This window comes from Pilimelia anulata, assembly GCF_014647895.1.
In the GTDB taxonomy this organism is placed as follows: Bacteria; Actinomycetota; Actinomycetes; order Mycobacteriales; family Micromonosporaceae; genus Pilimelia; species Pilimelia anulata.
Genome location: NZ_BMQB01000001.1, coordinates 18,987 through 44,084, shown reverse-complemented (window position 1 = coordinate 44,084; position 25,098 = coordinate 18,987). Strand labels below are relative to the sequence as shown.

The 25,098-nt window shown below is 75.7% G+C and carries 21 protein-coding genes and 2 pseudogenes; 6 read left to right on the top strand and 17 right to left on the bottom strand.

Going from position 1 to position 25,098, the window contains the following annotated elements:
* Positions 1–23 precede the first annotated feature (23 nt).
* From IEY94_RS00200 to hrcA, 3 genes are read right to left on the bottom strand one after another with little or no spacing between them, the layout of a single operon-like run.
* Positions 24–752, bottom strand: a complete 729-nt coding sequence (locus tag IEY94_RS00200; protein WP_189167942.1) for a 16S rRNA (uracil(1498)-N(3))-methyltransferase — start codon at positions 750–752, stop codon at positions 24–26.
* 1 nt (position 753) lies between these two features.
* Positions 754–1,899 (bottom strand): molecular chaperone DnaJ, encoded by a 1,146-nt coding sequence (gene dnaJ, locus IEY94_RS00195; RefSeq protein ID WP_189168743.1) that lies wholly within the window; start codon positions 1,897–1,899, stop codon positions 754–756.
* Positions 1,900–1,954: 55 nt separating this feature from the next.
* Positions 1,955–2,977: a heat-inducible transcriptional repressor HrcA gene (hrcA, locus tag IEY94_RS00190; RefSeq protein WP_189167941.1), complete on the bottom strand. Its 1,023-nt coding sequence runs from the start codon at positions 2,975–2,977 to the stop codon at positions 1,955–1,957.
* Positions 2,978–3,213: 236 nt separating this feature from the next.
* Between hrcA and IEY94_RS23875 the strand changes: the two genes are divergently transcribed.
* On the top strand, positions 3,214–3,846 hold the full coding sequence (locus tag IEY94_RS23875) for a DUF4870 domain-containing protein (protein ID WP_189167940.1): 633 nt from the start codon (positions 3,214–3,216) through the stop codon (positions 3,844–3,846).
* A 106-nt stretch (positions 3,847–3,952) separates the two neighbouring features.
* On the opposite strand, the gene hemW is transcribed toward IEY94_RS23875, so the two are convergent.
* Positions 3,953–5,176, bottom strand: a complete 1,224-nt coding sequence (gene hemW, locus IEY94_RS00180) for a radical SAM family heme chaperone HemW (protein WP_189167939.1) — start codon at positions 5,174–5,176, stop codon at positions 3,953–3,955.
* A gap of 77 nt (positions 5,177–5,253) precedes the next feature.
* Between hemW and IEY94_RS00175 the strand changes: the two genes are divergently transcribed.
* Positions 5,254–6,045: an enoyl-CoA hydratase-related protein gene (locus IEY94_RS00175; RefSeq protein ID WP_189167938.1), complete on the top strand. Its 792-nt coding sequence runs from the start codon at positions 5,254–5,256 to the stop codon at positions 6,043–6,045.
* A 74-nt stretch (positions 6,046–6,119) separates the two neighbouring features.
* Positions 6,120–6,974: a hypothetical protein gene (locus IEY94_RS00170; protein ID WP_189167937.1), complete on the top strand. Its 855-nt coding sequence runs from the start codon at positions 6,120–6,122 to the stop codon at positions 6,972–6,974.
* A gap of 60 nt (positions 6,975–7,034) precedes the next feature.
* Here the strand turns inward: IEY94_RS00170 and IEY94_RS00165 are convergent, their stop codons facing one another.
* Together IEY94_RS00165 and lepA are read right to left on the bottom strand one after the other, a co-directional pair.
* Complete coding sequence (locus tag IEY94_RS00165; protein WP_189167936.1) at positions 7,035–7,319, bottom strand: GlsB/YeaQ/YmgE family stress response membrane protein; 285 nt, start codon at positions 7,317–7,319, stop codon at positions 7,035–7,037.
* A 172-nt stretch (positions 7,320–7,491) separates the two neighbouring features.
* On the bottom strand, positions 7,492–9,372 hold the full coding sequence (gene lepA, locus IEY94_RS00160; RefSeq protein ID WP_189167935.1) for a translation elongation factor 4: 1,881 nt from the start codon (positions 9,370–9,372) through the stop codon (positions 7,492–7,494).
* Positions 9,373–9,934: 562 nt separating this feature from the next.
* Between lepA and rpsT the strand changes: the two genes are divergently transcribed.
* Complete coding sequence (gene rpsT, locus IEY94_RS00155; protein ID WP_189167934.1) at positions 9,935–10,201, top strand: 30S ribosomal protein S20; 267 nt, start codon at positions 9,935–9,937, stop codon at positions 10,199–10,201.
* Positions 10,202–12,464: 2,263 nt separating this feature from the next.
* On the opposite strand, the gene holA is transcribed toward rpsT, so the two are convergent.
* The 7 genes and pseudogenes from holA to nadD all read right to left on the bottom strand — a co-directional run bounded on the left by holA (position 12,465) and on the right by nadD (position 19,880).
* Entirely contained in the window at positions 12,465–13,430 is a 966-nt protein-coding gene (gene holA / locus IEY94_RS00150) for a DNA polymerase III subunit delta (RefSeq protein WP_189167933.1), read from the bottom strand.
* A 78-nt stretch (positions 13,431–13,508) separates the two neighbouring features.
* Entirely contained in the window at positions 13,509–15,917 is a 2,409-nt protein-coding gene (locus IEY94_RS00145) for a ComEC/Rec2 family competence protein (RefSeq protein ID WP_373291199.1), read from the bottom strand.
* Between the two features lie 347 nt (positions 15,918–16,264).
* On the bottom strand, positions 16,265–17,212 hold the full coding sequence (locus IEY94_RS00140; RefSeq protein WP_229783199.1) for a ComEA family DNA-binding protein: 948 nt from the start codon (positions 17,210–17,212) through the stop codon (positions 16,265–16,267).
* 418 nt (positions 17,213–17,630) lie between these two features.
* Positions 17,631–17,999, bottom strand: a complete 369-nt coding sequence (locus tag IEY94_RS00135; RefSeq protein ID WP_189167931.1) for a hypothetical protein — start codon at positions 17,997–17,999, stop codon at positions 17,631–17,633.
* Between the two features lie 12 nt (positions 18,000–18,011).
* Positions 18,012–18,665 carry a histidine phosphatase family protein gene (locus IEY94_RS00130; RefSeq protein WP_189167930.1) on the bottom strand — a complete coding sequence of 218 codons (654 nt, stop codon included), beginning with the start codon at positions 18,663–18,665 and terminating at the stop codon, positions 18,012–18,014.
* A gap of 107 nt (positions 18,666–18,772) precedes the next feature.
* A pseudogene (rsfS, locus tag IEY94_RS00125) lies at positions 18,773–19,168 on the bottom strand (ribosome silencing factor); the annotation flags it as partial.
* Between the two features lie 109 nt (positions 19,169–19,277).
* Positions 19,278–19,880 carry a nicotinate-nucleotide adenylyltransferase gene (nadD, locus tag IEY94_RS00120; protein WP_189167928.1) on the bottom strand — a complete coding sequence of 201 codons (603 nt, stop codon included), beginning with the start codon at positions 19,878–19,880 and terminating at the stop codon, positions 19,278–19,280.
* 84 nt (positions 19,881–19,964) lie between these two features.
* Between nadD and IEY94_RS00115 the strand changes: the two genes are divergently transcribed.
* Positions 19,965–20,621: a JAB domain-containing protein gene (locus IEY94_RS00115; protein ID WP_189167927.1), complete on the top strand. Its 657-nt coding sequence runs from the start codon at positions 19,965–19,967 to the stop codon at positions 20,619–20,621.
* A gap of 1 nt (position 20,622) precedes the next feature.
* On the opposite strand, the gene IEY94_RS00110 is transcribed toward IEY94_RS00115, so the two are convergent.
* On the bottom strand, positions 20,623–21,165 hold the full coding sequence (locus IEY94_RS00110; RefSeq protein WP_189167926.1) for a hypothetical protein: 543 nt from the start codon (positions 21,163–21,165) through the stop codon (positions 20,623–20,625).
* 61 nt (positions 21,166–21,226) lie between these two features.
* Between IEY94_RS00110 and IEY94_RS00105 the strand changes: the two genes are divergently transcribed.
* On the top strand, positions 21,227–22,480 hold the full coding sequence (locus IEY94_RS00105; RefSeq protein WP_189167925.1) for a hypothetical protein: 1,254 nt from the start codon (positions 21,227–21,229) through the stop codon (positions 22,478–22,480).
* Positions 22,481–22,771: 291 nt separating this feature from the next.
* On the opposite strand, the pseudogene obgE reads toward IEY94_RS00105, so the two are convergent.
* The 3 genes and pseudogenes from obgE to rplU form a co-directional block, all read right to left on the bottom strand.
* A pseudogene (gene obgE / locus IEY94_RS00100) lies at positions 22,772–24,232 on the bottom strand (GTPase ObgE); the annotation flags it as partial.
* 90 nt (positions 24,233–24,322) lie between these two features.
* A complete protein-coding gene (gene rpmA / locus IEY94_RS00095; RefSeq protein ID WP_189167924.1) occupies positions 24,323–24,580 on the bottom strand; it encodes a 50S ribosomal protein L27 in 258 nt (85 codons plus the stop codon).
* A 10-nt stretch (positions 24,581–24,590) separates the two neighbouring features.
* Positions 24,591–24,905 (bottom strand): 50S ribosomal protein L21, encoded by a 315-nt coding sequence (gene rplU / locus IEY94_RS00090; RefSeq protein WP_189167923.1) that lies wholly within the window; start codon positions 24,903–24,905, stop codon positions 24,591–24,593.
* Positions 24,906–25,098 lie beyond the last annotated feature (193 nt).

The following is a 25,098-nucleotide window of genomic DNA, read 5'->3' as shown; positions in this document are numbered from 1 at the left end:
CCCCCGCGGCGTTGGTCCGCACACTACCAACGTCCCAGCCGCGTGTGGAGCAGCGCCAGCGCCGCCGGCCCCGCGGTGGACGTGCGCAGCACGGTCGGCCCCAGCCGGACCGGTACGGCACCCGCCGCGGCCAGCGCCGCCAGCTCGGCCTCGTCGATGCCGCCCTCCGGGCCGACCACCAGCAGCAGCTCGCCCGCCGCCGGCAGGGCGGCGGCGCTCAGCGGCGCGGCGGCGGCCTCGTGCAGCACGAACGCGGCCGCCGCGGCGGCGACCCGGCCGGCCACGCCGGCGGTCGTGGCCGGCTCGGCGACCTCCGGCAGCCAGGGCCGGCGGGCCTGCTTGGTCGCCGCCCGGGCCGCGGCCGCCCACTTGGCCCGGGCCCGCTCGCCGCGCTCGCCCCGCCACACCGTCACGCAGCGCCGGGCCGCCCACGGGACGATCGCGTCCACGCCGACCTCGGTCATCAGCTCCACGGCCAGCTCGCCCCGGTCGCCCTTGGGCAGCCCCTGCACGACGGTCAGCCGCGGCGCGGCCGCCGGGTGCGCCCGCCGCGCGCCGAGCGCCAGGTCCACGCTGCCGCGGCCCACCGCGGCGACGGTGGCGTCGGCGACCGTACCGCGGCCGTCGCCGACCAGGACCGCCTCGCCGACCCGCAGCCGGGCCACGTCGGCGGCGTGGTGCCCCTCGGGCCCGGTCAGCGCGCACCGGTCGCCCGCCGGCAGGGCGTCGACCAGGAACAGCGGGGCGCTCACGCTAGGCGTGGCCCTGGAACGCGTCCCGCACCCGGGAGAAGAAGCCGCCCTGCTTGGCCAGCTCCGCGACCTCCTCGCCGCGGGCGGTGGCGAACTCGCGGAGCAGCCGCTCCTGCTCGGCGTCGAGCTTGGTCGGCGTCCGGACGTCCAGGTGGACGAACAGGTCGCCGCGGCCCTGCCCGCGCAGGTGCGGCACGCCCTTGCCGCGCAGCCGCAGCGTCGCGCCGGGCTGGGTGCCGGGGCGGACGTCGAGCGCCTCCTCGGCGTCCAGCGTCTTGATGGTCAGCCGGGTGCCCAGCGTCGCCGCGGTCATCGGCAGCGTGACCTTGCAGTGCAGGTCGTCGTCCTTGCGGCTGAACACGTCGTGCGGGCGCTCGTGGATCTCCACGTACAGGTCGCCGGCCGGGCCGCCGCCGGGACCCACCTCGCCCTGCTGGGCCAGCCGGATCCGCATGCCGTCCTCGACGCCGGCCGGGATCTTCACGGTCAGCGACCGGCGGGTCCGCACCCGGCCGTCCCCGGCGCAGGTCTGGCAGGGGTGCGGGATCGTCGCGCCGTGCCCCTGGCAGGCCGCGCACGGCCGGGTGGCGACCATCTGCCCGAGGAACGTGCGCTGCACCGTCTGCACCTCGCCCCGCCCGCCGCAGGTGTCGCAGGTGGCGAGCTGGGTGCCCGCGGCGGTGCCGGCGCCGGTGCAGGTCGTGCACAGCACCGCGGTGTCCACGGTGATCGGCGCCTCGACCCCGAACACGGTCTCGGCCAGGTCCAGCTCCAGCCGCAGGATCGCGTCCGCGCCGGGCCGGGTGCGCGGGCGCGGCCCGCGGCCGGGGCCGCCGGCGCCGCCGGCCGTGGCGAAGAAGGCGTCCATGATGTCCTGGAAACCAACGAACGGTCCGCCCGGGCCGCCGGGGCCGGGCCCGCCGCCGCCCGGGGCCAGCGGGTCGCCGCCCATGTCGACGATCTGCCGCTTGGCGTCGTCGGAGAGGACCTCGTACGCGGCGCCGATGTCCTTGAACTTCTCCTGCGCCTCGGGGTCGGGGTTCACGTCGGGGTGGTACTGGCGGGCGAGCCGCCGGTACGCCTTCTTGATCTCGTCGTCGGTCGCTTCCCGGCTGACCCCGAGAATCCCGTAGTAATCCTTGGCCACTGTGTCCATGCCCTCGCGTCCGGTCGGTGTGCCGCGTCCCTGCTCGTTGCCGACGTCAGTTCCGGTCCAGCACATCGCCCAGGTAGCGTGCCACGGCACGTACGGCGGCGATGTTGCCGGGGTAGTCCATCCGGGTCGGCCCCACGACCCCGAGACTGCCAACGATCGTGCGGCCCGGTCCGTAGCCGCTGCTCACCACGGAGGCCGCGCGCAGGTCCTCGATCTGGTTCTCGTCGCCGATCCGGACCCGGGTGGTGCTGGGCTCGACCTCGCCGATCAGCTTGAGCAGGATGACCTCCTCCTCCAGCGCCTCGAGGATCGGCCGCAGCGAGCCGGGGAAGTCCAGCAGGTTGCCCCGGGTGAGGTTGGCCGTGCCGGCCAGCGCCAGCCGCTCCTCGGTCCGCTCGACCAGCGTCTCCAGCAGGACCGTCGACAGCGCGGCCATCGCCGGCCGCCGCTCCGGCGGGGCCGCCACGACCAGCTCGGCGACCAGCGGCGGGGTCTGGCTCAGCCCGACGCCGACCAGCCGCTCGTTGATCTGCCGGCGCAGCTCCAGCACGTCCTCGGCGGGGATCGGGTCGGGCAGCTCGACCACCCGCTGCTCCACCCGCCCGGTGTCGGTGATCATGACGAGCATCAGCCGGGTGGTGGACACCGCCACCAGCTCCAGGTGGCGCACGGCCGACCGGGCGAGGCTCGGGTACTGCACCACGGCCACCTGGCGGGTGAGCTGGGCCAGCAGCCGGACCGCGCGGTGCACCACGTCGTCGAGGTCGACCGCGCCCACCAGCAGCCGCTCGATCGCCCGCCGCTCGGCGGCCGACAGCGGCTTCACCCGGGAGAGCCGGTCCACGAACAGCCGGTACCCGCGGTCGGTCGGCACCCGGCCGGCGCTGGTGTGCGGCTGGCGGATGTACCCCTCGTCCTCCAGCGCGGCCATGTCGTTGCGCACCGTGGCCGGCGACACCCCGAGCTGGTGCCGCTCGACCAGCGCCTTGCTGCCGACCGGCTCCTGGGTGAGCACGTAGTCCTCCACGATCGCCCGCAGCACCGCGAGCCTGCGGTCGTCCGCCCCCACCGCGCCACCTCCCTGCGCTCGCCACCCGGGCCACCGGCGTCGATGCCCCGTTCGGTTCCGGCTGTCCCCTGCCCGCACTGCGGGCACTGCACTGCGGGTACGGCACCCGGACGCGGCTGGCACTCGACGGAAATGAGTGCCAGTCTACTCCGCCACCGCACCGGCCCTGAAGATCACGATTCGCCGATCGTGGGTAATACCTGGCCCTGCCCCCGCAGCCGCCGTACGGTGGCGATATGACCGAACCGCCTCGCCCGCCCGGCGACCAGCCGGAGGGCAACCCGTACGATCCGACCGCGCCGCCGCCGGCATACCCGCCGCCCGGCGCCGCGCCCGGCCCGCCGCCGGCGAGCCCGCCGCCGGGACCGCCCGGCCCGTACGCCGACGGTCCGCCGCCCCCGCCGCCCGCCGGCCCGCCGGCCTACCCGGCGCCGCCCGGCGGCTACCAGAGCTCCGGTTCGTACCCGCCCGACGGCACGACCTACGGCGGCGGCTACCCGTCGGGCCCGTCCGGCGCCACCGACGGCGAGGACCGGACCTGGGTGCTGGTCGCCCACTTCGGCGGCGCCGGCGCGGCCTTCCTCACCGGCGGCGGCTTCGGCTGGGTCGCCCCGCTGGTCGCGATGCTGGGGCGGGGCGCGCAGTCGCCGGTCGTCCGGCAGCACGCGGTGAACGCGCTCAACTTCCAGATCACCTGGGCCATCGCCACGGTGGCGGCGTACGTCCTGGCGGTGTGCAGCTTCGGCATCCTCTTCTTCGTGCCGATCATCACGGTGGCGGTCGCGGTGATCCTCGGGATCATCGCCGGGGTGAAGGCCAACGAGGGCACGCTGTACGCGTACCCGGCCACCATCCGGATGATCAAATAGCCGGCTCCGTGATCGAGTAGTCGTCGCGCCCGGGGGCGCCGCCGGTCCGGGCGGCGCCCCCGACGCATGTCGGGCGCCCTTCGAGTCGGGCCGCCGGGAACCGGGGTCAGGCCACCAGGCGGCGGACGACGCCGTCGGCGAGCAGCCGGCCGCGCAGGGTCAGCACCGCGCGGCCCGCGGCCAGCGCGCCGGCGTCCAGCAGCCCGTCCGCGGCCGCCACGCCCGCCGCCGCCCGCCCCGCCGGCGCCAGCGCGGCCACCGGCAGCCCGTCGGCCAGGCGCAGCCCGAGCATCACGTCCTCCAGGTACCGCTCGTCCGCGGTCAGCACCTCCCGCCCGGCGCCGGGCGAGGTGCCGGCGGCGAGCCGCTGCGCGTACGCGGTCGGGTGCTTGACGTTCCACCAGCGCACGCCGCCGACGTGGCTGTGCGCCCCCGGCCCGAGGCCCCACCAGTCGGCGCCGGCCCAGTACAGCAGGTTGTGCCGGCACCGGGCGGCGGGCCCGGCGGCCCAGTTGGAGACCTCGTACCAGCTCAGCCCGGCCCCGCTCAGCGCCGCCTCGGCGGCCAGGTACCGGTCGGCGGCCACGTCGTCGGACGGGTACGGCACCTCGCCCCGGCGCATCCGCCCGGCGAGCCGGGTGCCGTCCTCGACGATCAGCGCGTACGCGCTCACGTGGTCCACGCCCGCGTCCAGCACCGCCGCCAGCGACGCGGCGAAGTCGTCCGCGGTCTCCCCCGGCGAGCCGTAGATCAGGTCCAGGTTGACGTGGTCGAACCCGGCCGCCCGCGCCTCCCGGGCCGCGGCCGGCGCCCGGCCGGCGGTGTGCTGCCGGTCCAGCAGCCGCAGCACGCCCGGCGCGGCGGACTGCATGCCCAGCGAGATCCGGGTGAAGCCGGCGGCCCGCAGCGCGGCCAGCGACGCCGGGTCGACCGACTCGGGGTTGGCCTCGGTGGTCACCTCGGCGTCCGGCGCGAGCCCCCAGGTGTCGGCGATGCCGGCCACGATCCGGCCGAGGTCGGCCGGCGGCAGCAGGGTCGGGGTACCGCCGCCGACGAAGATCGTGTCCACCCGCGGCGGCGGCGCGCCGGCCAGCACCCGGCGGGCCAGCGCCAGCTCGGCGAGGACCGTGTCGGCGTACCCCTCCCGGCCGGCCCCGCCCCCCAGCTCGGTCGCGGTGTAGGTGTTGAAGTCGCAGTAGCCGCACCGGCTGGCGCAGAACGGCACGTGCACATACACGCCGAAACCGGTCCGGCCGACCGCGGCGAGGGCGGCGTCGGGCAGCGCGCCGTCGGCGGGTACGGGCGCGCCGTCGGGCAGGGGGCCGGGCACCCGTCCATCGTCGCACCTGCTGGTGATGTGACCCCGGCGGCATCCACCCGGTGCGCGCGCCCACTAAGGTGCCCCCCATGACCGCTGAGTTCGCCCCGGAACTGATCAAGGTCGGCACCGCGCGCGGCGTCACCACGCTCACGCTCGACAGCCCCCCGAACCGCAACGCGCTGTCCCGCGCGCTGATGACCGAACTGCTCGGCGCGCTGGAGAAGGCCGCGGCCGACGACGGCGTCCGCGCGGTCGTGCTGTCGCACACCGGTCCGGTGTTCTGCTCCGGCGCCGACCTCAACGAGACCGCCGCCGCCTGGGCCGGCACGGCCGAGATGCCGGCGGCGATGCTCGGCGACCTGCTCGGCGCCGTCTGGGACTTCCCCAAGCCCGTCGTCGCCCGGGTCGGCGGCGCCGCCCGGGCCGGCGGCCTCGGGCTGATCGCCGCGGCCGACCTGGCGGTGGTCGCGGACGACGCCACGTTCGCGTTCAGCGAGGTCCGCATCGGTGTCGTACCGGCGATCATCTCGGCCACCGTGCTGCGCCGGCTGGCGCCGCGCGCGGCGGCGGAGCTGCTGCTCACCGGCGAGGTGTTCGACGGCCTGCGGGCCGCCGAGATCGGCCTGGCCACCCGGGCGGTCCCGGTGGACGAGCTGGACGAGGCCGTCGCCGAGTACACCGACGCGCTGACCTGCGGCGGCCCGATCGCGCTGGCCGCGACCAAGCAGCTCCTGCGCCGCCCGGCGGGCGCGACGGTACGGGCGGAACTGGACGACCTGACCGCACTCTCCGTGGCCTACTTCGGCTCGGACGAGGGCCGCGAGGGAGTGACGGCCTTCCGCGAGAAGCGGTCCCCGGCCTGGATCCCGCAGGATTGAACCACCCGACCGGGGGGTTCGTCCGTGCGCGGCCGACGTAAGCTGGTCGCCACGCAGCGTACCGAGGGGGCCGGATGACGCGAGGACGCAAGATCACCATCGCCGTCACGGCACTGGTCGCCGTGCTGGTCACCGGTGGCGCCGTCGTCGTGGTCCGCAAGGTGCTCGACGGCATCCACCTCGCCACCCTCGAACGGCACTGCCTGGTCCGGGCCAGCGGCGAGGTCGCCCTCGACGCCAACCAGATGGCCAACGCCGCGACGATCGCCGCCGTCGGCGTCCGCCAGGGCATGCCGGACCGGGCCGTCGTCGTCGCCCTGGCCACCGCGCTCCAGGAGTCCAAGCTCAAGAACCTGACCGGCGGGGACCGCGACTCGGTCGGCCTGTTCCAGCAGCGCCCGAGCATGGGCTGGGGCACGCCGCGGCAGATCCGCAACCCCCGGTACGCGGCCCGCAAGTTCTACCAGGGGCTCGCGAAGGTCCGGAGCTGGGAGAAGATGCGCGTCACGGACGCGGCCCAGCGGGTGCAGCGGTCGGCGTACCCGCTGGCGTACGAGAAGTGGTCCGACGAGGCCAGCGTCCTCGCCCGGGCCCTGCTCGGCCGCGCCACCGGCGCGGTGGCGTGCAGCGTGCCGCGCGGCGACGGCCCGGCCGACGGCGCCGCGACGACGGCGGTGCTGCGCGGCCTGCGGCTGGACTGGGGCAACCTGGCCACCGGCACGGTCGACACCCGGGCGCTCAGCGTGCTGCCGGGCAACTCGCGCAACGGCTGGCGGTACGCCCACTGGCTCGTCTCGCACGCCGCGGAGCACGGGGTGCGGAAGGTCTCGTACGGCGGCCTCCAGTGGACCGCGGACCGCGGCGACTGGGCCAGCCTGCGCGGCGCGGCCGGCAGCGAGGTCACCGCCGAGGTCTTCACCACCGGCTGACACCGGGCCCGGGGTCCCGGATCCCGGGGTCCGGGCCGGCGCCGGGTCGGGGCGCGGCGGTCAGCCGCGGCTGTGGTGGGTGTGGTCGCCGCGGCCCATCAGGCCGACGATGGCGAACACCCCGACCGCGGCCAGCGCCACCTGGACCAGCAGCTCGACCAGGCTGAACCCCTCGGTCCGCACGCCCAGCACCCTGGCCAGCGCGGTACCGAGCAGCGCCGCGACGACGCCGATCAGCATCGTCAGCCAGACCGGGATGCTCTGCTTGCCGGGGATGACCAGTCGGCCCAGCGCGCCGACGATCAGACCCACGATCAACGCCGTGAAAATGCCCGTGACGGTCACGATCCGTCTCCTGTTCCGCGGGTGGGCAGCCTACGGATCGGGCATTCCCGGCGTACGGGCAGGTCAAACGCCTCCCGACCACCCCGCCGCGGACGCGGCGGCGAACCCGGCGGCAGCGGGCCGGACCGGCATCAGCGGGCGGCGGGCCGGCGAGCGGCGCCGGCCGGCGCGGTCAGCGCTTGGTGCCGCCCTTGCCCGGCGCCGGGGCGTCGGACGTGGAGAGCGCCGCGATGAACGCCTCCTGCGGCACCTCCACCCGGCCGACCATCTTCATCCGGCGCTTGCCCTCCTTCTGCTTCTCCAGCAGCTTGCGCTTGCGGCTGATGTCGCCGCCGTAGCACTTGGCGAGCACGTCCTTGCGGATCGCCCGGATCGTCTCCCGGGCGATCACCCGGGACCCGATGGCCGCCTGGATCGGCACCTCGAACTGCTGCCGCGGGATCAGCTTCTGCAGCTTCGCGGCGATCGTCGTGCCGTACTGGTACGCCTTGTCCTTGTGCACGATGGCGCTGAACGCGTCCACCGGGTCGCCGTGCAGCAGGATGTCGACCTTCACCAGATCGCTGACCTGCTCGCCGCTGGGCTCGTAGTCGAGGCTGGCGTACCCCTTCGTCCGGCTCTTGAGCTGGTCGAAGAAGTCGAAAATGATCTCCGCGAGCGGCAGCGTGTAGCGCAGCTCGACCCGGTCCGCGGACAGGTAGTCCATGCCCAGCAGCGCCCCCCGCCGCCCCTGGCACAGCTCCATCACGGCGCCGACGTACTCGTTCGGCGTCAGCACGGTGGCCCGCACGGTCGGCTCGTGCACCTGCCGGATCTTTCCCGTCGGGTACTCGCTGGGGTTCGTCACGGTGACCGACTCGTCGCTCTCCAGGTCGACCCGGTACACCACGTTCGGCGCCGTGGAGATCAGGTCCAGCCCGAACTCCCGCTCCAGCCGCTCCCCGATGATCTCCAGGTGGAGCAGCCCGAGGAAGCCGCAGCGGAACCCGAACCCGAGCGCCGCCGACGTCTCCGGCTCGTAGGTGAGCGCGGCGTCGTTGAGCTTGAGCTTGTCGAGCGCGTCGCGCAGCGCCGGGTAGTCGGACCCGTCGATCGGGTACAGCCCCGAGTACACCATCGGCTTCGGGTCCTTGTACCCGCCGAGCGGCTCCGCGGCCTGCTTGCCGTTGATGGTGATCGTGTCGCCGACCCGGGACTGCCGGACGTCCTTCACCCCGGTGATCAGGTACCCGACCTCGCCCACCGCCAGCGCGCCGGCCTTGACCATCTCGGGCGAGATCACGCCGATCTCCAGCAGCTCGTGCACGGCGCCGGTGGACATCATCTTGATCCGGTCCCGGGCCTCGATCCGCCCGTCCACCACCCGCACGTAGGTCACGACGCCGCGGTAGATGTCGTACACCGAGTCGAAGATCATCGCCCGGGCCGGGGCGTCGGCGACCCCGACCGGCGGCGGGAACTGTCGGACGATCTCGTCCAGCAGGTGCGCCACCCCGAGCCCGGTCTTGCCGGACACCCGGATGCAGTCCTCGGGCTGCCCGCCGATCAGGTGCGCCAGCTCCTCGGCGTACTTCTCCGGCTGCGCCGCCGGCAGGTCGATCTTGTTCAGGACCGGGATGATGTGGAGGTCGTTCTCCATCGCCAGGTACAGGTTGGCCAGTGTCTGCGCCTCGATCCCCTGCGCCGCGTCGACCAGCAGCAGTGCCCCCTCGCAGGCGGCCAGGCTGCGCGACACCTCGTACGTGAAGTCCACGTGCCCCGGGGTATCGATCATGTTGAGGATCGCGCTCTCGCCGGTCCGCTCGCCCTCGCGCACCGTCCACGGCATCCGCACGGCCTGGCTCTTGATGGTGATGCCGCGCTCGCGCTCGATGTCCATCCGGTCCAGGTACTGCGCCCGCATCTGCCGCGGGTCGACCACCTCGGTGAGCTGCAGCATCCGGTCGGCCAGGGTCGACTTGCCGTGGTCGATATGGGCGATGATGCAGAAGTTCCGGATGTGCGCGGGCTCGGTCGCGCCGGGATTGCTCACGCCGGAATGCGTCGGTGGCACTGTCGTCCGATCTCCAGATGCGATCACTGAACCCTCATCCTCCCATGCCGGCGCGGCCCACCCGGCCGCGCTGCCACCGCCGCCACTCGGCCGCCGACCGGTCGCCGGCCCGGGACGGGACGGCCGCGGTCCGACTCCGGACACCGACGGTGCCGCCGTGCGCGGGGTGGGCCGGGTTGGTGGCGGGTCGGGGGTCGGGCCGCTCGGGGATCGGGCCGGTCAGGGGTCGGGCCGGGTCGGGCCGCTCGGGGATCGGGCCGGGTCGGGCCGCTCGGGGATCGGGCCGGGTCGGTCCGGGTCGGTCCGGGTCGGGTCAGTTCCCGATCCCTCCCAGGGCACCCGACCGCGCCCCCGTGGGGAAGGCCCGGATCGGGGGGTCGGGGTCGGGCCGGCTCGGGGGCCGGGGGCCGGGGCCGGGCGGTTCGGCGGCGGTGGGATCCGGGGCGTTTTGGTGCGGGGTCCGGCCGGCTGGTAGCCTCACTGTTCGCGCGTACGGCGGACGTTGCTGCGTGCCCGCGCGTACTGTTCATGATCATCCCGAGCTACAGGACGAGGCTGTCGCGTGGCGAACATCAAGTCCCAGATCAAGCGCAACCGGCAGAACGAGAAGCGTCGGCTGCGGAACAAGTCGGTCAAGTCTTCGCTGAAGACCGTCGTCCGTCAGTTCCACGAGGCCGCCGCCAGCGGCGACAACGCCGCCGCGGGTACCCTCCTGCGCCAGGCGAGCCGCAAGCTCGACAAGGCCGTGAGCAAGGGCGTCATCCACAAGAACCAGGCCGCGAACCGCAAGTCGGCGATCGCCAAGAAGCTGCACGAGCTGAGCGCCTGACCATCCCGCCCGTACGGGCGGACCAGCACACACCGAAGGCACGGCGTGACTAACCCTCACCCGTGCCTTCCGGCATTCCTCTCCACTCCCACCGCCGATCATGAGATGCGGCACCATTGACGGGCTCGACAAGGTCTGCCGGCTCTTGTCGACCTTGCCGCCCGCAGACCTGCCAGCGATCCGCCGACATGTCGGCTGGCTGGTCGGTCGGCAATTGGTGCAACTCGGAACGTGGTCCGGCCCTTCGGGCCTCAGTCGTAGTGGCGGGCGGCGGACTGCCGCGTCCGCCAGTACTGGTCCGCCGGCTGCTCGACCGCCGGCACCGGCCGCGGACCGATCACGCGGGCCTCGCCGGAATCAGCACCCGGCCCGCCGTCACGCCCCTCCGTCGCCCGGCCCCTGCCCTCGGGCCACCGCTCCCGTTCGTCGCTCACGTCGTTCCGGTTGTCGGCTCCCCCGCCGTCGGGTGGGTTCGCGGCAGGGCTCCCGGTGTCCACCGCACGCCACTTCGCCCCCCGCGGTAGCCCGCCGTCCGCGTCACTGCCCGCACCCGGCACCGCGGCCCGCCCGACGCTGTCCGCCCGGGAACCCCCATACGGTTCGCCGCACCCGGACCCATCCGCAGCGCCGGACGACCCGGAGGTCCACGCCACCCACGCCGGCGCCCCGTCGACTCGCGCATGCCGCCCCGATCCAGCCACCGACCACCCGGCCGCATCACCCGCGACCACGGATCCGCCGACGTGGTCGGTGTGCGAGCGGGAGGGTGTGACCACCTCACCGACGGCATCGCGGAAGAACGCATCCCCGCTGCCGGTGTTGTCGGCGATCGCCCCGGCCTCCGGGGCTCGGTACCCCGATTCGCCCGACTCCGACCGCCGCCGATGCCCGCCCGACCCGACCTCCGCCGATCCCGACCCGACGTCCGCCGAGCCCGGCCCGACCTCCACCGGTCCCGGCCCGACGTCCGCCGAGCCCGGCCCGACCTCCACCGGTCCCGCGCCGGCCGGCGCGGCGCCGCGCCGGCCGCGCCCGTCGCCGCCCGGAACGTCACCGACGCGGTCCGGGACCGCGGCCGGATCCGAGAACGCATCGAGCCGACCGTGCCCCGGCTCACTCCCGGTACCGACGGCGGTTCGACCCCGCCGCCCGGCCTCTTCGCCCCCGCCCCGCCGACCGGTGCGGTTCTCCCATAGCATGTCCCGCTCCGGGCCCGGCGACACGTCCCGGCTCCGGCCCCGCCGCAGCACGTCCCGATTCCACCGAGGCTCGTCCTGCTCCGAGCGTTCCCGCGACACTCGCCCCGGGCTCTCCCGGGACACTCGTTCCGAATTCTCCCGGATCGCTCGCTCCGGACCCTCCCGCGACGCTCGGTCCGGGCTCTCCCGCGACACGTCCCGGCCTTGACTCCCCCGCAGTGCACCGCGACTGTGACTCGCCCGCGAAGCGTCGCGACTTCGTCCTCGCCGCGGCACCTCGCGGTCCGTGCTCCCTCGCGGTGTTTCCCGGTCCATGCTCCCCCGCGGCGTTTCCCGATCCGGGCTCCCCCGCGGCGTTTCCCGGCCGGGGTTTCCCCGCGGCGCTTCCCGGCCCCGGCTCCCCCGCGACGCTTCCCCGTCCCGGCTCCCCCGCAGGAGGTCCCGGCCCGGGCTCTCGCGCGGGATGCCCCGGCTCCGGTGCGCCGCTTCCGCTTCGTCGACCTCGGCCGCTGCGTGGCTGGCAACGCCGGCGCGTGCCCCCGTGCCGCCCCGACTCACCCGCGCCGCCGGGCCGACGCCGACGCCATCCGCCACCCGCGCGCCACCCGCGACAACGTCACCGAACGCGACACCGACACCGACCGCATACGGCCCGGCCACGTCGTACCCCGCATAGGGGTCGACGGCCGGCGGCAGCTCCTCGTCCGGCACCGGCGACCGCGCCGCCCGCCGCCCACGCGGCAACCGGGGCGCGCGGACCGGCCCACCGACCACCGCGTCGAACCCGCCCGAGGTCGTACCGGCGCCCGCGGGACCCCCCGTGGCCAGCAGATCCAGCAGGAGATCCTGGAGCTTGACCATCGCCCCCACGGCGACCGGAATCGCGATGGCCCCCCACCACGGCGCCACCTCGGCGAACGCCAGCAGCAGACCGAGCAGGATCGACCCCTCGCCGAACACCATCCCGCGGAACCCCGTCAGCCGCAGGTGCCGGATCCGCAGCAGGCTGGTGTACCAGGTGAACGCCGCCCGCCGCGGCGGCAGAAAGCGCGTCAGATCGGGCATCAGCGCCCCCGACCGGTGGCATCGCGCGCCGCGACGACGGCCGCGACGGCCCGCTCGAGCGCGTACGTGCGGTCCTCCGCACCGCCCTTGACGGCCGCGTTGCAGTCCGCAGCCGCGCGCATGGCGACCGCGATGCCGGTGGGCGTCCAGCCGCGGGCCTGCCGCTGCGCCCGCTCGATCTTCCACGGCGGCAGGCCGAGCGAACCGGCGAGCTGGTGGGCGCTCCCCCGCCCGGCCGAGGCCACCCGCCCGACGGTACGGACGCCGTCGGCGAGCGCGTCCGCGATCGGTACCGGGTCGACGCCCACGATGATGGCCCAGCGCAGCGCGGCCAGCGCCCCCGGCAGGTCGCCGACGACCGCGGCGTCGGCGACGGTGAAGCCGCTGACCTCCGCCCGCCCCCGGTAGTACCGGGCGACCGTGTCGGCGCCGATCCGCCCCGTGGTGTCCGTCACGAGCTGGGCGCAGGCGGCGGCCAACTCGCGCAGGTCGTTGCCGACGGCCTCCACCAGCGCGTCGGCGCCGTCGGGCGAGACCTGGCCGCCGAGTCGACGCAGCTCCTCGCGGACGAAGTCGACCCGGTCGCGATGCCGGGTGATCCGCGCGGCCGGTACGACGGTCGCCCCGGCCTTGCGCAGCCCGTCGGCGAGCGCCTTCCCCTTCGCCCCGCCGGCGTGCGCGACGACCAGGCTCAACTCCGGATCGGGCGCCGCCGCGTACGCGAGCAGGGCGGCGGCGGCGTCCTTCCGGGCGTCCTGCCCGGCCCGGACGATGACGACGCGCCGCCCGCCGAACAGCGAGGGGCTGAGCATCTCGGCGACCGCGCCGGCCTCCAGGCCGCCGCCCTCGCACTCCACGACGTCCCCGTCGGGGTTGCTCGCGCGCGCCGCCTCGATCGCGCGGCCGACGAGCAGCTCCTCGTCGCCGAGGACGAGCAGCAGGGGCGGCGGGGGCGACGTACTCACCCCGCCATCGTCGCACGCCCCCGCGCAGCCGCGCGCCCGTCGCAGCCGTGACGTCGCACCAACGGTGCGGCATCGCCCCTACCGGGTGGGCGGCGCGCGCCCGCGGAACGCGATCCCCACCACGCCGCTGCGTGATGTAACCGCTACATCACCGTCCACATCGGTCCGGGCGATCGCGGCGCCGGCGCGGCGCAGACGCGCCGGGATCGACGGATGAGGATGGCCGTACCGGTTGCCGCTGCCGACCGGTATCAGCGCGACCGTCGGCCGTACGGCGTCCAGGAAGGCGGGGTCCTGGTACGCGCTGCCGTGGTGGGCGACCTTCAGGATCCGGGCGCGCAGCAGCGCGGGCGGCGTACCGGCGAGCAGGTCGCGCTGCCGCTCCTCCTCCGCGTCGCCGGTGAGCAGGATCGACACCCCGCGCACGGTGGCGGCGAGGATCAGCGAGTTGTTGTTCGCGTCGGACCGCGTACCGCGCAGCGGCGCCGCCGGCCCGAGCGCGACCATCCCCACCTCGCCGATGCGCCGCGACCAGCCGGCCGGCGCGGCCCCGACGGCGACCGGCAGCGCGGCGGCGGCGAATCGCCGCCCCGCGGCCGGCTCCGCCGGCGGCGGGGCCACCACTTCCTCGAGCACCCGCCCGCGGGTCACGCCCGCGACGCCGCCGACGTGGTCGACGTGGAAGTGGCTGAGCACCAGGAGCCGGACCCGGCGGACGCCGAGGGCGCGCAGGCAGCGGTCGACCGCGGCCGGCTCCGGTCCGGTGTCGACGACGATCGCATCCCGCCGGCCGACCGGCAGGACCAGCGCGTCGCCCTGTCCGACGTCGCAGGCCACGACCAGCCAGCCCGGCGGCGGCCAGCCGCTGACCACCAGCCGGACCGGTACCGCGCCGAGCACCCCGGCCGCCGTCACCACCGCGACCACCCGCCGGACGGCGGCGTACCGCCCGGCGATCAGCAGCGCCCCGGTGAGCAGGGCGAGCAGGACGGCACCCGGGGCGCCGGCGGGCCAGGGCAGGACCGCGCCCGGCAGGTCGGCACCGACCCGCGCGACGGTCACCAGCCACCACGCCGGCCACTGCGCGACCCACACGAGCAGCCCCGCAACCGGCGCGGCGAGCGGACCCACCAGCGCGGCGACGACGCCGATCACCGTGGCGGGGGCGACCGCGGGCGCGGCGAGCAGGTTCGCCACGACCGCGACCGGGTTGACCGTACCGGCCAGCGCCGCGATCACCGGCCCGCACGCGAGCTGGGCCGCGGCGGGGATCGCCAGCGCCTCCGCCATCCCGGCGGGCACACCGCGGCGCCGCAGCGCGTCCCGCCAGCCGGGCGCCAGCAGGATCAACGCCGCGGTGGCGACCACGGACAGGATGAAGCCGGCCCGGACCGCGAGCGCCGGATCGGCGACCACCAACGCGATGACCGTGGCGGCCAGCGCCGGTACCGCGACCCGTCGCCGACCGACGGCGAGAGCGAGCAGCCCGATCGCCCCCATCAACCCGGCGCGCAGGACGCTCGGCGACGGCCGGACCAGGATCACGAACCCGACCAACGCCACCAGGCACACCAGTGCGCACACCCGCGGACCGGCACGGCCCCACCGCGCGGCCAGCAGCACCGCCCCCAAAATGATCATCACGTTGCTGCCGCTCACCGCGACCAAGTGCGTCATGCCTGTCGACCGGAAGTCCGCCGCGACGGCCGGCGGCAGCCGGCTCGTGTCACCGAGGACCAGGCCGGGCAGCAGGCCACCCTGATCGTCCGGGAGCGGGGCACAGGCGGCCCGCAGCCCCTCGCGGAGCCGGCCGGCGGCCCGCTGGACGAACGGTGCCGCGCCGAGTCGCTCGGGCGCCGCGTCGGTGGTCAGGGTGGCGGCGGTGAGGTCGCCGCCGCGGGCCCGGTCGAACCGTACCGGTCCGGCCCGGATGCGCTGGCCCGGCAGCAGGTCGCGCCAGGCCGGATGCTGGGCGAACACCACGACCGCCACGCGCAGCCGGACGGCGCCGCCCGTGAGGCGGGCATGCGTCAGGTCCGCGGGTACGAGGAGCGTGGCGGGGCCGACGCCGTCGTCGACGCGGCGTGGATCGTCGGTGACGGTCAGCTCGACATCGCCGCGCTCGCGGTGCGCCGCGGCGTCGACGACGATGGGCAGGTCCCGTTCGGCGACCCGGAACGCGGTCACGCCGGCGCCGACGGCCGCGCCACCGGCGAGCGCGGCCAACGCACCCCAGCACCAGCCGCCGGCGCCGATCCGCCACACCAACACCCGCAACCCGGCGCCCGCGGTGGTGGAAGACCCGCGGGCGCCGACGGCGGAGGACCCGCGACCGGCCATCCCCATTTCTCGGAGCGCACCGGCGAAGCCCCGAGCGATCGTGCCCGGTCCACCGCTCCGGCCGGGCGTCGAGGTCGGTAACCCCGACCGCTCCCGCGAACCGTGACTCCGCTGTGCGCCGCGGGCATCCCGTGCGTCGTGGGTCATCCGACCCGTTCGCGGGTTCCGGTGGTCGTCCACCCGCTCGACGCCGCCCGCCACCCGCCGGGCCATCAGGCCGAATACGGCGGCCAGAACCCCGGCCGCCAGTGCGATCAGCCCCGCCTGCCACACGTCGGCGTACAGGGCACCGGCCGACGCCAGCCACACGCCGAGCGCCGCGGTCACCAACCGCAGGTCGGGCGGCGGCCGACCTGCGCCTTGCGGGGTGGCGGCAGGTTCGTCCGGTCGTCGCAACAGTCGCGCGAGCCCACGATCCACCCACCGCTGCCGCGGCGGGGCAGTCCCGGCCGGTACCCCAGCCTGCCGGCCGAGCCCGCCGCGCACGCCGGTGCTCATACGGTCACCAGGTCCTTCAGCCGCTCGTACCGGGTGCCGCCGATGCCCTCGACGCGGCGCAGGTCCGCGACGCTCCGGAAGCCGCCGTTCCGATCCCGGAACTCGACCAACCGGGCGGCCAGTACCGGGCCGACGCCGGGTAGGGCATCGAGCTGGGCGACGGTCGCCCGGTTGAGATCGACTTTCCCGCCGGGCACGCCGGCCCCGCCGGCGGCAGCGCCACCCGACGCAGTACCACCCGACGCAGGGCCGCCGGTGCCGCCGGGCGGGTCGACCGAACCGGGCGGCGGGGTGACGCCGACGAGAATCGCCTCACCGTCGGTGACCCGCCGCGCGAGGTTGAGGAAGGTGATCGGCGTACCGGGCAGTACCCCGCCGGCGGCGCTGATCGCGTCGGCCACCCGCGCGCCGGGCGGCAGCCGCACCAGCCCCGGCCGGTGGACGCGGCCGGTGACCGAAACAACCACCTCGGTGCTCTGGGTGGCTCCGACGGGCGCCGGGGCCGCGGCGGACGGAGTTGCCTCCACCGGGAGTACGGCAGCGGGAGGTTCGGCCGCCTGCTCCACCTCGGGACGGCCGAACCAGGCGAACGCCGCGGCCCCCAGCAGCACGATCACCGCGAGTACGGCGAGCGCACGCAGGCCCCGCCGTCCGGGATCGAGCAACCGCCCCGGTGGCGGATCGAACGCACCCGCGCCGATGGCCGCGGCCGCCGAACCGCCCGCCGCGGCGGGGAAGTGATCGAACTCTTCGGACACTCGGCCGGAGCGCCCACGGGCATCCCCGAGTCGGCCGTCACCCCGGTCCACCAACGCACCCCAATGCCCACCCAGCGCATCCCGATGCCCATCCAGCGCCCGACCCGCCGGATCGCCGAAACCCGACGCCCAGCCCGGTGGCTCGGACCGAGCGGCGTCGACGGAGGGGGCGCCGGGGTGGTCCACGGCAGACCTGCCGTCCACCCACTGCCGCGCCGCCGGAGGCGGGGCTACCGGCTGTTCGGACGCATCGGGCCGGACCGTGCGTACGCCGGCAGCGATCCCTCCCCGCGTGGGGCGGTGGATCGGCCGGTCCGGCTCCGCGGGGTCCGGGTCGTGGTCGTCCTCGTCCCACGGATCGGCCGGGAACCGACCGCCGGGTCGGTGCACGGGCCGGTCCGGGCTGCGGGTCCCCGGCTCGTCCGGGTACGGGGTCTGCGACACGTCCGGCACCGTAGGCCGTTCGCGGCGGTCGGCGCGTCGGCGCGCACCGGCCCCTGTGGACAACGACCGTCCTGTGGATAACCGCCGATCCGGGCCGCGCGGCGTGGTACCACTTGTCGCGCCGCGGCGCTCCGCAGCACGGGAGCACCGCGGCCGGCGGCTACGACGCCGACGGGGCGGGCAGCACCTCGGTCACCTGCAGGATCGGGCCCTGGTTGCAGATGCTCACCGTGCCGGGGTCGAGCGTGCCGCGCACGGTGACCCGCGCGCCGTCGCGCAGCCGGGCGGGGTCGCCGCCGAGGATCACGTACGAGCCGGCGGTCGTCTGCAGGATGCGGCAGCCGACCTCGACGCCGGGGACGACCGTGCCCCGGTACAGGCCGGGGCTCGCGGTCGGCTTGCCGGTCGGGCCGGTGGTCAACGGCGAGGGGCTCGGCGACGCGCCGGGCGTTCCCGGGTCGGTACCGGCGCACGCGGTGAGCAGGGTCAGGGCCAGCAACGGCGGCAGGAGGCGAAGCGAATGGGACATTCAGGTACGACGCTATCGGCCGGCGGCCGGTTCCCCGACCGCGGCGGCGGGCCGGGGCGGGACAATCGCCGCGACCTCGGTGTTGTACGCCCGCAATTGCCACCGCTCGCCGCGCGCGGCGAGCACCGCCCAGGCGCAGTTGCCGAGGCCGCCGAGGGTGGCGCGGACCTCCGCCGGCCAGCCGAGCAGGCCCGCGATGGCGTACCGGGCGGTGCCGCCGTGGGTGACGACCACGGTGACGCCCGCCGGGTCGATGGCCGCCCGCACCGCCGCGTCGGCGCGCGCCGACAGCGCGTCGAGGGGTTCGATGCCGCAGCCGGGGTCGGGGTCGCCCGCGGTCCACCGCGCGTGTACCTCGGCGTGTTCGCGGCGGATGTCGGACATGAGCCGGCCCTGCCACTCGCCGAAGGACCGCTCGCGCAGGCGCGGATCGGTCCGCACCGGCAGGCCGGTCACCGCGGCGAGCGCGGCGGCGGTGTCGGCGGCGCGGCGCAGGTCGCTGCTGACGATCGCGGTGGGCGCCAGCTTCGCCAGCGCCGGCGCGGCGGCGGCCGCCTGGGCGATGCCGAGGTCGTTGAGCGGTACGTCCGAGCCGCCCTGCACGCGGCCGTCGCGGTTCCAGTCGGTGTTGCCGTGCCGCCAGACGATCAGAGTGCCGGCGGTCACTGCGCGTCGTCCGCCCCGGCTCCGCGCCCGGCGCCGGTGCCGCCGGCGGGGTCGGTCGAGTCGGCGCCCGCGGCATCCGCCGGGCCGGTGGCAGCGGTCGGATCGGTCGCTGCGGACGGGTCGGCGGCCGGGGCGTCGCGGTCGGTGAAGGGGATGAGCGGGCAGTCCTTCCACAGCCGGTCGAGGGCGTAGAACTCGCGCTCCTCGCTGTGCTGCACGTGGACGACGACGTCGATGTAGTCCAGCAGCACCCAGCGGCCGGCGCGCTCCCCCTCGCGGCGGACGGGCTTGGCCCTCTCCGGCAGTTCGACCAGCGCCTCCTCGATGGCGTCGACGATGGCCTGGACCTGGCGTTCGTTCGGCGCGGAGGCGATCACGAAGGCGTCGGTGATGGCGAGTTGGTCGCCCACGTCGATGATCGTGATGTCCTGCGCCTTCTTGTCCGCGGCGGCCTGAGCGGCGGCGGTGGCTAGCTCGACTGCGCGCGGGGATGCGGCGGGCACCGGGTGGCTTCTCCTTCGGCTGGGCCCCGTGGCTCGACGGACGCCGTGGCTCGACGGGTACCGGGGCTGGCTCGACGACCGGCGCGAGCCGGCGACGGGGTCAAGCCTCTCACACGCCGCTGTACAGGCGCCGCTTGGCGATGTACTGGACGACGCCGTCGGGCACCAGGTACCAGACCGGCTTGCCGGCGGCGACCCGCTCCCGGCAGGCGCTGGACGAGATCGCCATGGCCGGTACCTGAACCAGGCTGACCGTGTCCGCGGGGAGGTGGGCGTCACTGAGCGTGAAGCCCGGTCGGGTGACCCCGACGAAGTGGGCGAGCGCGAACAACTGGTCGGAGTCCTTCCAGGACAGGATCCGGCCGAGGGCGTCGGCGCCGGTGATGAAGTACAGCTCCGCCTTCTCGCCGTACGTAGCCCTCAGGTCGCGCAGCGTGTCCACCGCGTACGTCGGGCCGGGGCGGTCGATGTCGACGCGGCTGACGGTGAAGCGCGGGTTCGAGGCGGTGGCGATGACGGTCATCAGGTACCGGTCCTCGGCCGGGCTGACCGACCGCTTGGTCTTCTGCCACGGCTCGCCGGTGGGGACGAACACCACCTCGTCCAGCGCGAACCGGTCGGCGACCTCGCTCGCCGCGACCAGGTGCCCGTGGTGCACCGGATCGAACGTGCCGCCCATGATGCCGATGCGCCGGACCGCGCCAACCTCCATGGGCGCATCGTAGATCGATCACCGCGGCCGGGTGCCGGGGATCGGCAGTGACGTGTGTCGTACGGGCCTTCTATGGTCCGGCGCATGCGGATCGCCGACCTGCCCGCCACCGACCGTCCGCGTGAACGCCTGCACGCCCACGGCCCCGGTGCCCTCGCCGACCGGGAGCTGCTGGCGATCCTGCTCGGTACCGGCGCCGCGCCCGGCCGGGGCGCGCACCAGCTCGCCGCCCAGCTCCTGGCCCGGTACGGCTCGCTCGCCGCCCTGGCGCGGGCGCACCCGGCCGAGCTGACCACGGTCCACGGCGTCGGGCCGGCGAAGGCCGCCCTGCTCGCCGCGGCCGGCGAACTGGCCCGGCGCAGCCAGCGCCCGACCGCGCCCCCGGTGATCCGCGGCACGTCGGACATCGTCAGCGTCGCGGGGCCGCTGCTGTACGGCCGCAACCGCGAGCGGCTCGCGCTGGTCGTGTGCGACAGCCGCAACCGGGTCACGTCCTGCGAGGTGATCAGCGAGGGCGGCGCCGGCCGGACGCTGCTGCCGATCCGGGAGATCGCCGTCGCGGTGCTGCGCCGGGACGGGGCGGCGTTCGCGCTGGCGCACAACCACCCCGACGGCGACGTGACGCCCAGCGCCGCCGACCGCGCGGCCACGGCCCGGATCGCGGACGTCGCCAACGCCACCGACCTGCGCTTCCTCGACCACGTGGTGGTCACCGACACGCAGTGGCGGCGGATCGCGTGACCTAGTCCGGCCAGAGCAGTTCCCAGATCGGACCGGCGTCCGGTACGTCCGCGATGGTGCGCCGCAGGCGGAGGGCGAGGTTGGCGGCGGCCAGGACCGGCGGCTCGTCGCCGACCGGGATGCCGGCGGGGCCGCGCAGCCAGCCGCGCACCTCGGCCCAACTGTAGTAGTGCACGCCGCAGCCGGGGTTCAGCGGCGGCGGGAAGCCGGGCGGGCCGAGCCGGCCGCTCGCCCACCGCCGCACGGTCTCCCGCGACCGCCGGACGCGGACGCCGATGTCGGCGGCGGTCACCCAGTCGTCGGCGAGGACGCGCCAGACCCGCGCCCCGCGCTCCTCGGCGTGCCGGACGGCGCCGGTGACCGCGGCCGCCAACCCGGCGGCGGGCCAGTGCACCGTCACCACGGCGGCGCCGGCCGGGGCCGCGACGGGCTCGCCGATGCCGGCGAACAGGCCGCTGGGCACGGGGAGGCCGAGGACCAGCCCGAACCGGTACACGGCGCCGGCCGCCGCCGGTTCGTAGGCGGCGCGCCCCTGCTCCAGCACCCACACGCCTACGACTATCGCACAGGTGTTCGAATGGCGGCAGGTGCTCTAACGTGGAGCCATGACGGGGAGATCGCGGCGTGCACCGGTGGCGCGCCGGTGGGGTTCGGCGGGCGGGCGGGTGCCGTCCGGCCGACCCGGGCGGGACGCCGTGCTGCGCTGGGCCCTGCCGATCTGGGTCGTACTGCTCGCGGGCTGCACCGCCGGTGGGCCGCCGCCCACGCCGCCGCCGCCCGCGCCGGTCGCCGTCGCCTGGCGGGCGGCGGAGCCGCTGCCGGTCACCGGTGGGCGGGCCGCGGGGCGGGCGCTGGCGTACTGCGGGCGCTGGTACCTCACCGGCGCCACGATCGACGCCGCCGGCGGTACCCGGCCCGCGCTGTGGACCAGCGGCGACGGGTTGGCGTGGCGGGCGGTGCCGGTGCGGGCGCGGTCCACGTACGGGTCGGAGCACACGCTGTACGCCGCCGCCTGCCGCGGCGGGACACTGGTGGCGCTCGGCGCGAAGTCCGGCGGCGCACACGGGTACCCGCGGACGAGCACCTGGTCCACCGTCGGCGGGGTCCTGACGGAGGAGGTCAGTGCCTACACGCTGTACGGCGGGGCGGACGGGCTGAACGTCGGGCGGGTGGCCGCCGGGCCGCGCGGCTGGCTGCTCGCCGGCAACCGGGTATCCGGCGCGGCGGCGTGGACCTCCCCCGACGGGGCGTCGTTCACCCTGCGGGCGGCGGCGCCGCTGGCGCACGACGACCGGCGGCGGGCGTGGGCGGCAGACGCCGCGGGCGTCGCGGACGGCTGGCGCCTGGTCGGGTACAGCCAGGGCGTCCCCGCCACCCCGCTGGCCTGGACGTCACCCGACGGCATCCGGTGGCGGGAACTCCCGCTGCGCGCCGACTCCCATGGCAGCGGCAGCCCGGAACGGGTGGTCGCGGTCGGGGGTGCGGCTGTCGCGGCGGGCGTCGCGGACGGCACGTTCGCCGCCTGGCGGATCGACGCCGAAGCCATCACGCCGCTCGCCCGCTTCGCGAACACCGCCGCCCGAGCGGTCACCGCCACGGGACCGCCGTCGGTCGCCGCGCTGACTGCGCACGGCTCGTCCGTCCTCGCGCTGGTCAACGACGGCGCGGCCGCCCACCTGTGGCAGTCGACCGACGCGGGGGCGCAATGGCGGGAACAAGCCCTCCCCGCGCCGCTGCCCACGGCCGCGGCGGGCGGCACCGACCTGTCGGCCAGCGCCGCCGGCCTGCTCCTCCTGGCCGACGACGGCGGCACCACCCACTTGTGGGGCGCACCCGCCCCGCCGCCCGGAGCACCATGAACCGACGCCGCACCCACCGAGCCGACACCGGACACCGGACACCGGACACCGGACACCGGACACCGGACACCGGACACCGGACACCGGACACCGGACACCGAGCGATTGTCAGCAGGTCACCCGTGACGCGACGCGGGCCAACCCACCGAATCAGCCCGACCCGAGCCGCGACTCCCCGGCACCGTCAACCCCCGACGCCGCCGACCCGGCAACCCCGGGCTCGACAGACCCGACAGCCCCGGGCGCCGCGGACCCGTCAACCCCTGACTCCGCCGGCCCGGCAGCCCCCGACTCCGCGGACCCGGCGACCGGCGGGTGGGACTCCCCCGCGCCCGCTGCCCCGTCCTCCGGACGGCGTCGCCGTGCCTTGCGGGCCGCCAGCCGCTGCGCCGCCGACGTCCGCCGCTCCGGGTCCTCCAGCCGCGTGTCCGCCCCCCGCGACCCCGGCGTGTACGCCGCGCCCGCGTAGACCGTCGGCTGCCAGTCGAACTCGCGCTCCCCGATCCGGACCGTGCAGCCCGGCGTCGCCCCGGCCTTGGCCAGCGCGTCCTCGACGCCGAGCCGGGCCAGCCGGTCGGCCAGGTACCCGACCGCCTCGTCATTGTCGAAGTTCGTCTGCCGGACCCAGCGGCGCGGCTTCTCGCCGCGCACCTCGTACACGTCCTCGTCGACGGTTTCGATCCGGAAGCCGGACTCGTCGACGGCGGGCGGGCGGAGCACGATCCGGGTCGGCTCCAGGACCGGCTGGGCCGCCCGGTGCGCGTCGACCGTCGCCGCCATCGCGAACACCAGCGGGCGCAGGCCCTCCCGGCTGGCCGTGCTGACCTCGTGCACCGGCCAGCCGAAGCGGTCGACGTCGGCGCGGACGATCTCGGCGAGGTCCCGCCCGTCCGGTACGTCGATCTTGTTCAGCACGACCAGCCGCGGCCGGTCGGCCAGGCCGCCGTACGCGGTCAGCTCCGCCTCGATCGCCTCGATGTCGGCGACCGGGTCGCGGCCGGGCTCCTCGGTGGCGGTGTCGACGACGTGCACCAGGACGGCGCACCGCTCGATGTGCCGGAGGAACTCCAGCCCGAGCCCCTTGCCGGTGGCGGCGCCGGGGATGAGGCCGGGTACGTCGGCGACGGTGAACGTGCCCTCGCCGGCCTGGACGACGCCGAGGTTCGGCACCAGTGTCGTGAACGGATAGTCGGCGATCTTGGGCTTGGCCGCCGAGATCACGGCGATCAGCGAGGACTTGCCGGCGGACGGGAAGCCGACCAGGCCCACGTCGGCGACGCTCTTCAGCTCCAGCACGACGTCGTACGCGTCGCCGGGCTCGCCCAGCTCGGCGAAGCCGGGGGCCTTGCGCCGGGCGTTGGCCAGCGCCGCGTTGCCCCGCCCGCCGCGGCCGCCGCGGGCCGCCTCGTACGTGGTCCCGGCGCCGATCAGGTCGGCCAGCACCTCGCCGTCGGGGGTCTGCACGACCGTGCCGTCGGGTACCCGCAGCACGAGCCCCTTGCCGTTGGCGCCGTCCCGGTTGCTGCCGGCGCCGCCCTTGCCGTTCTCGGCCTTGATGTGCGGCCGGAAATGGAAGTCGAGCAGCGTGTGCACGGCCGGGTCGACGACGAGGGTGACGTCGCCGCCGTGGCCGCCGTCGCCGCCGTCGGGGCCGCCGAACGGCTTGAACTTCTCCCGGTGAATCGAGACACAGCCGTGCCCGCCGTTGCCCGCCTGCAGGTGCAGGACGACCCGGTCCACGAACATGGCCACGGCCACGCCCTCCTCAGCCGCGCGCGGGCGGCAAACGGAAGCGGCGGGTCGGGGCGCCAGCCCCGGCCCGCCGCTTCGCCGTACGTTCGATCAGCCCTCGACCGGCACGATGCTGACGGTCTTGCGCCCGCGCCGCGTGCCGAACAGGACGTTGCCGGCGGACAGCGCGAACAGCGTGTCGTCGCCGCCCCGGCCGACCAGGTCGCCCGGGTGGAACTTGGTGCCGCGCTGGCGGACCAGGATCTCGCCGGCGTTGACGAGCTGGCCACCGAAGCGCTTCACGCCGAGGCGCTTGGACTCGGAGTCGCGGCCGTTCCGCGAGCTGGACGCACCCTTTTTGTGTGCCATCGTTGAACGCCTACTTCCCGGTCGAGATGCCGGTCACCTTGACCTGGGTCAGCGGCTGGCGGTGACCCTGGCGCTTGTGGTAGCCGGTCTTGTTCTTGAACTTGTGGATCCGGATCTTCGGGCCCTTGGTGTGGGCCACCAGCTCACCGGCGACGGCGACGCCCGCCAGGGCGGCCGCCTCGGTGATCAGGTTGTCGCCGTCGACGAGCAGAACCGCGGCGAGGCTGACGGCGTCGCCGGGGGCGCCGGCGAGCTTCTCGACCTCGATCACGTCGCCCTCGGCGACCCGGTACTGCTTGCCGCCGGTCTTGACGATCGCGTACATAAGCCGCGTACTCCCTGTCGTGGTGACGTTCGCAGCCGGATGACGCGCGACCGCCCGGCTGCGGGCGGATGTTCGTGGGCCGCGGCGACCGGGCCCGCCGCTGCCGCCGGCACGCCGCCGCGAGGGCACTGCCGGGCCCCGCGACCGCGCGGGGTGCACACGGAGGCCGGTCACACTCGGCCAAGCGCACGAT

What these genes read in the sequence shown, in the direction of transcription:
- nadD (WP_189167928.1), bottom strand. Translation starts at nt 19,880, where the DNA reads ATGGAGGTTGGCGCGGTCCGGCGCATCGGCATCATGGGCGGCACGTTC.
- IEY94_RS00105 (WP_189167925.1), top strand. Translation starts at nt 21,227, where the DNA reads ATGACGGGGAGATCGCGGCGTGCACCGGTGGCGCGCCGGTGGGGTTCG.
- IEY94_RS00170 (WP_189167937.1), top strand. Translation starts at nt 6,120, where the DNA reads ATGACGCGAGGACGCAAGATCACCATCGCCGTCACGGCACTGGTCGCC.
- IEY94_RS23875 (WP_189167940.1), top strand. Translation starts at nt 3,214, where the DNA reads ATGACCGAACCGCCTCGCCCGCCCGGCGACCAGCCGGAGGGCAACCCG.
- IEY94_RS00115 (WP_189167927.1), top strand. Translation starts at nt 19,965, where the DNA reads ATGCGGATCGCCGACCTGCCCGCCACCGACCGTCCGCGTGAACGCCTG.
- IEY94_RS00135 (WP_189167931.1), bottom strand. Translation starts at nt 17,999, where the DNA reads ATGTCCCATTCGCTTCGCCTCCTGCCGCCGTTGCTGGCCCTGACCCTG.
- rplU (WP_189167923.1), bottom strand. Translation starts at nt 24,905, where the DNA reads ATGTACGCGATCGTCAAGACCGGCGGCAAGCAGTACCGGGTCGCCGAG.
- rpmA (WP_189167924.1), bottom strand. Translation starts at nt 24,580, where the DNA reads ATGGCACACAAAAAGGGTGCGTCCAGCTCGCGGAACGGCCGCGACTCC.
- IEY94_RS00145 (WP_373291199.1), bottom strand. Translation starts at nt 15,917, where the DNA reads ATGACCCACGACGCACGGGATGCCCGCGGCGCACAGCGGAGTCACGGT.
- IEY94_RS00175 (WP_189167938.1), top strand. Translation starts at nt 5,254, where the DNA reads ATGACCGCTGAGTTCGCCCCGGAACTGATCAAGGTCGGCACCGCGCGC.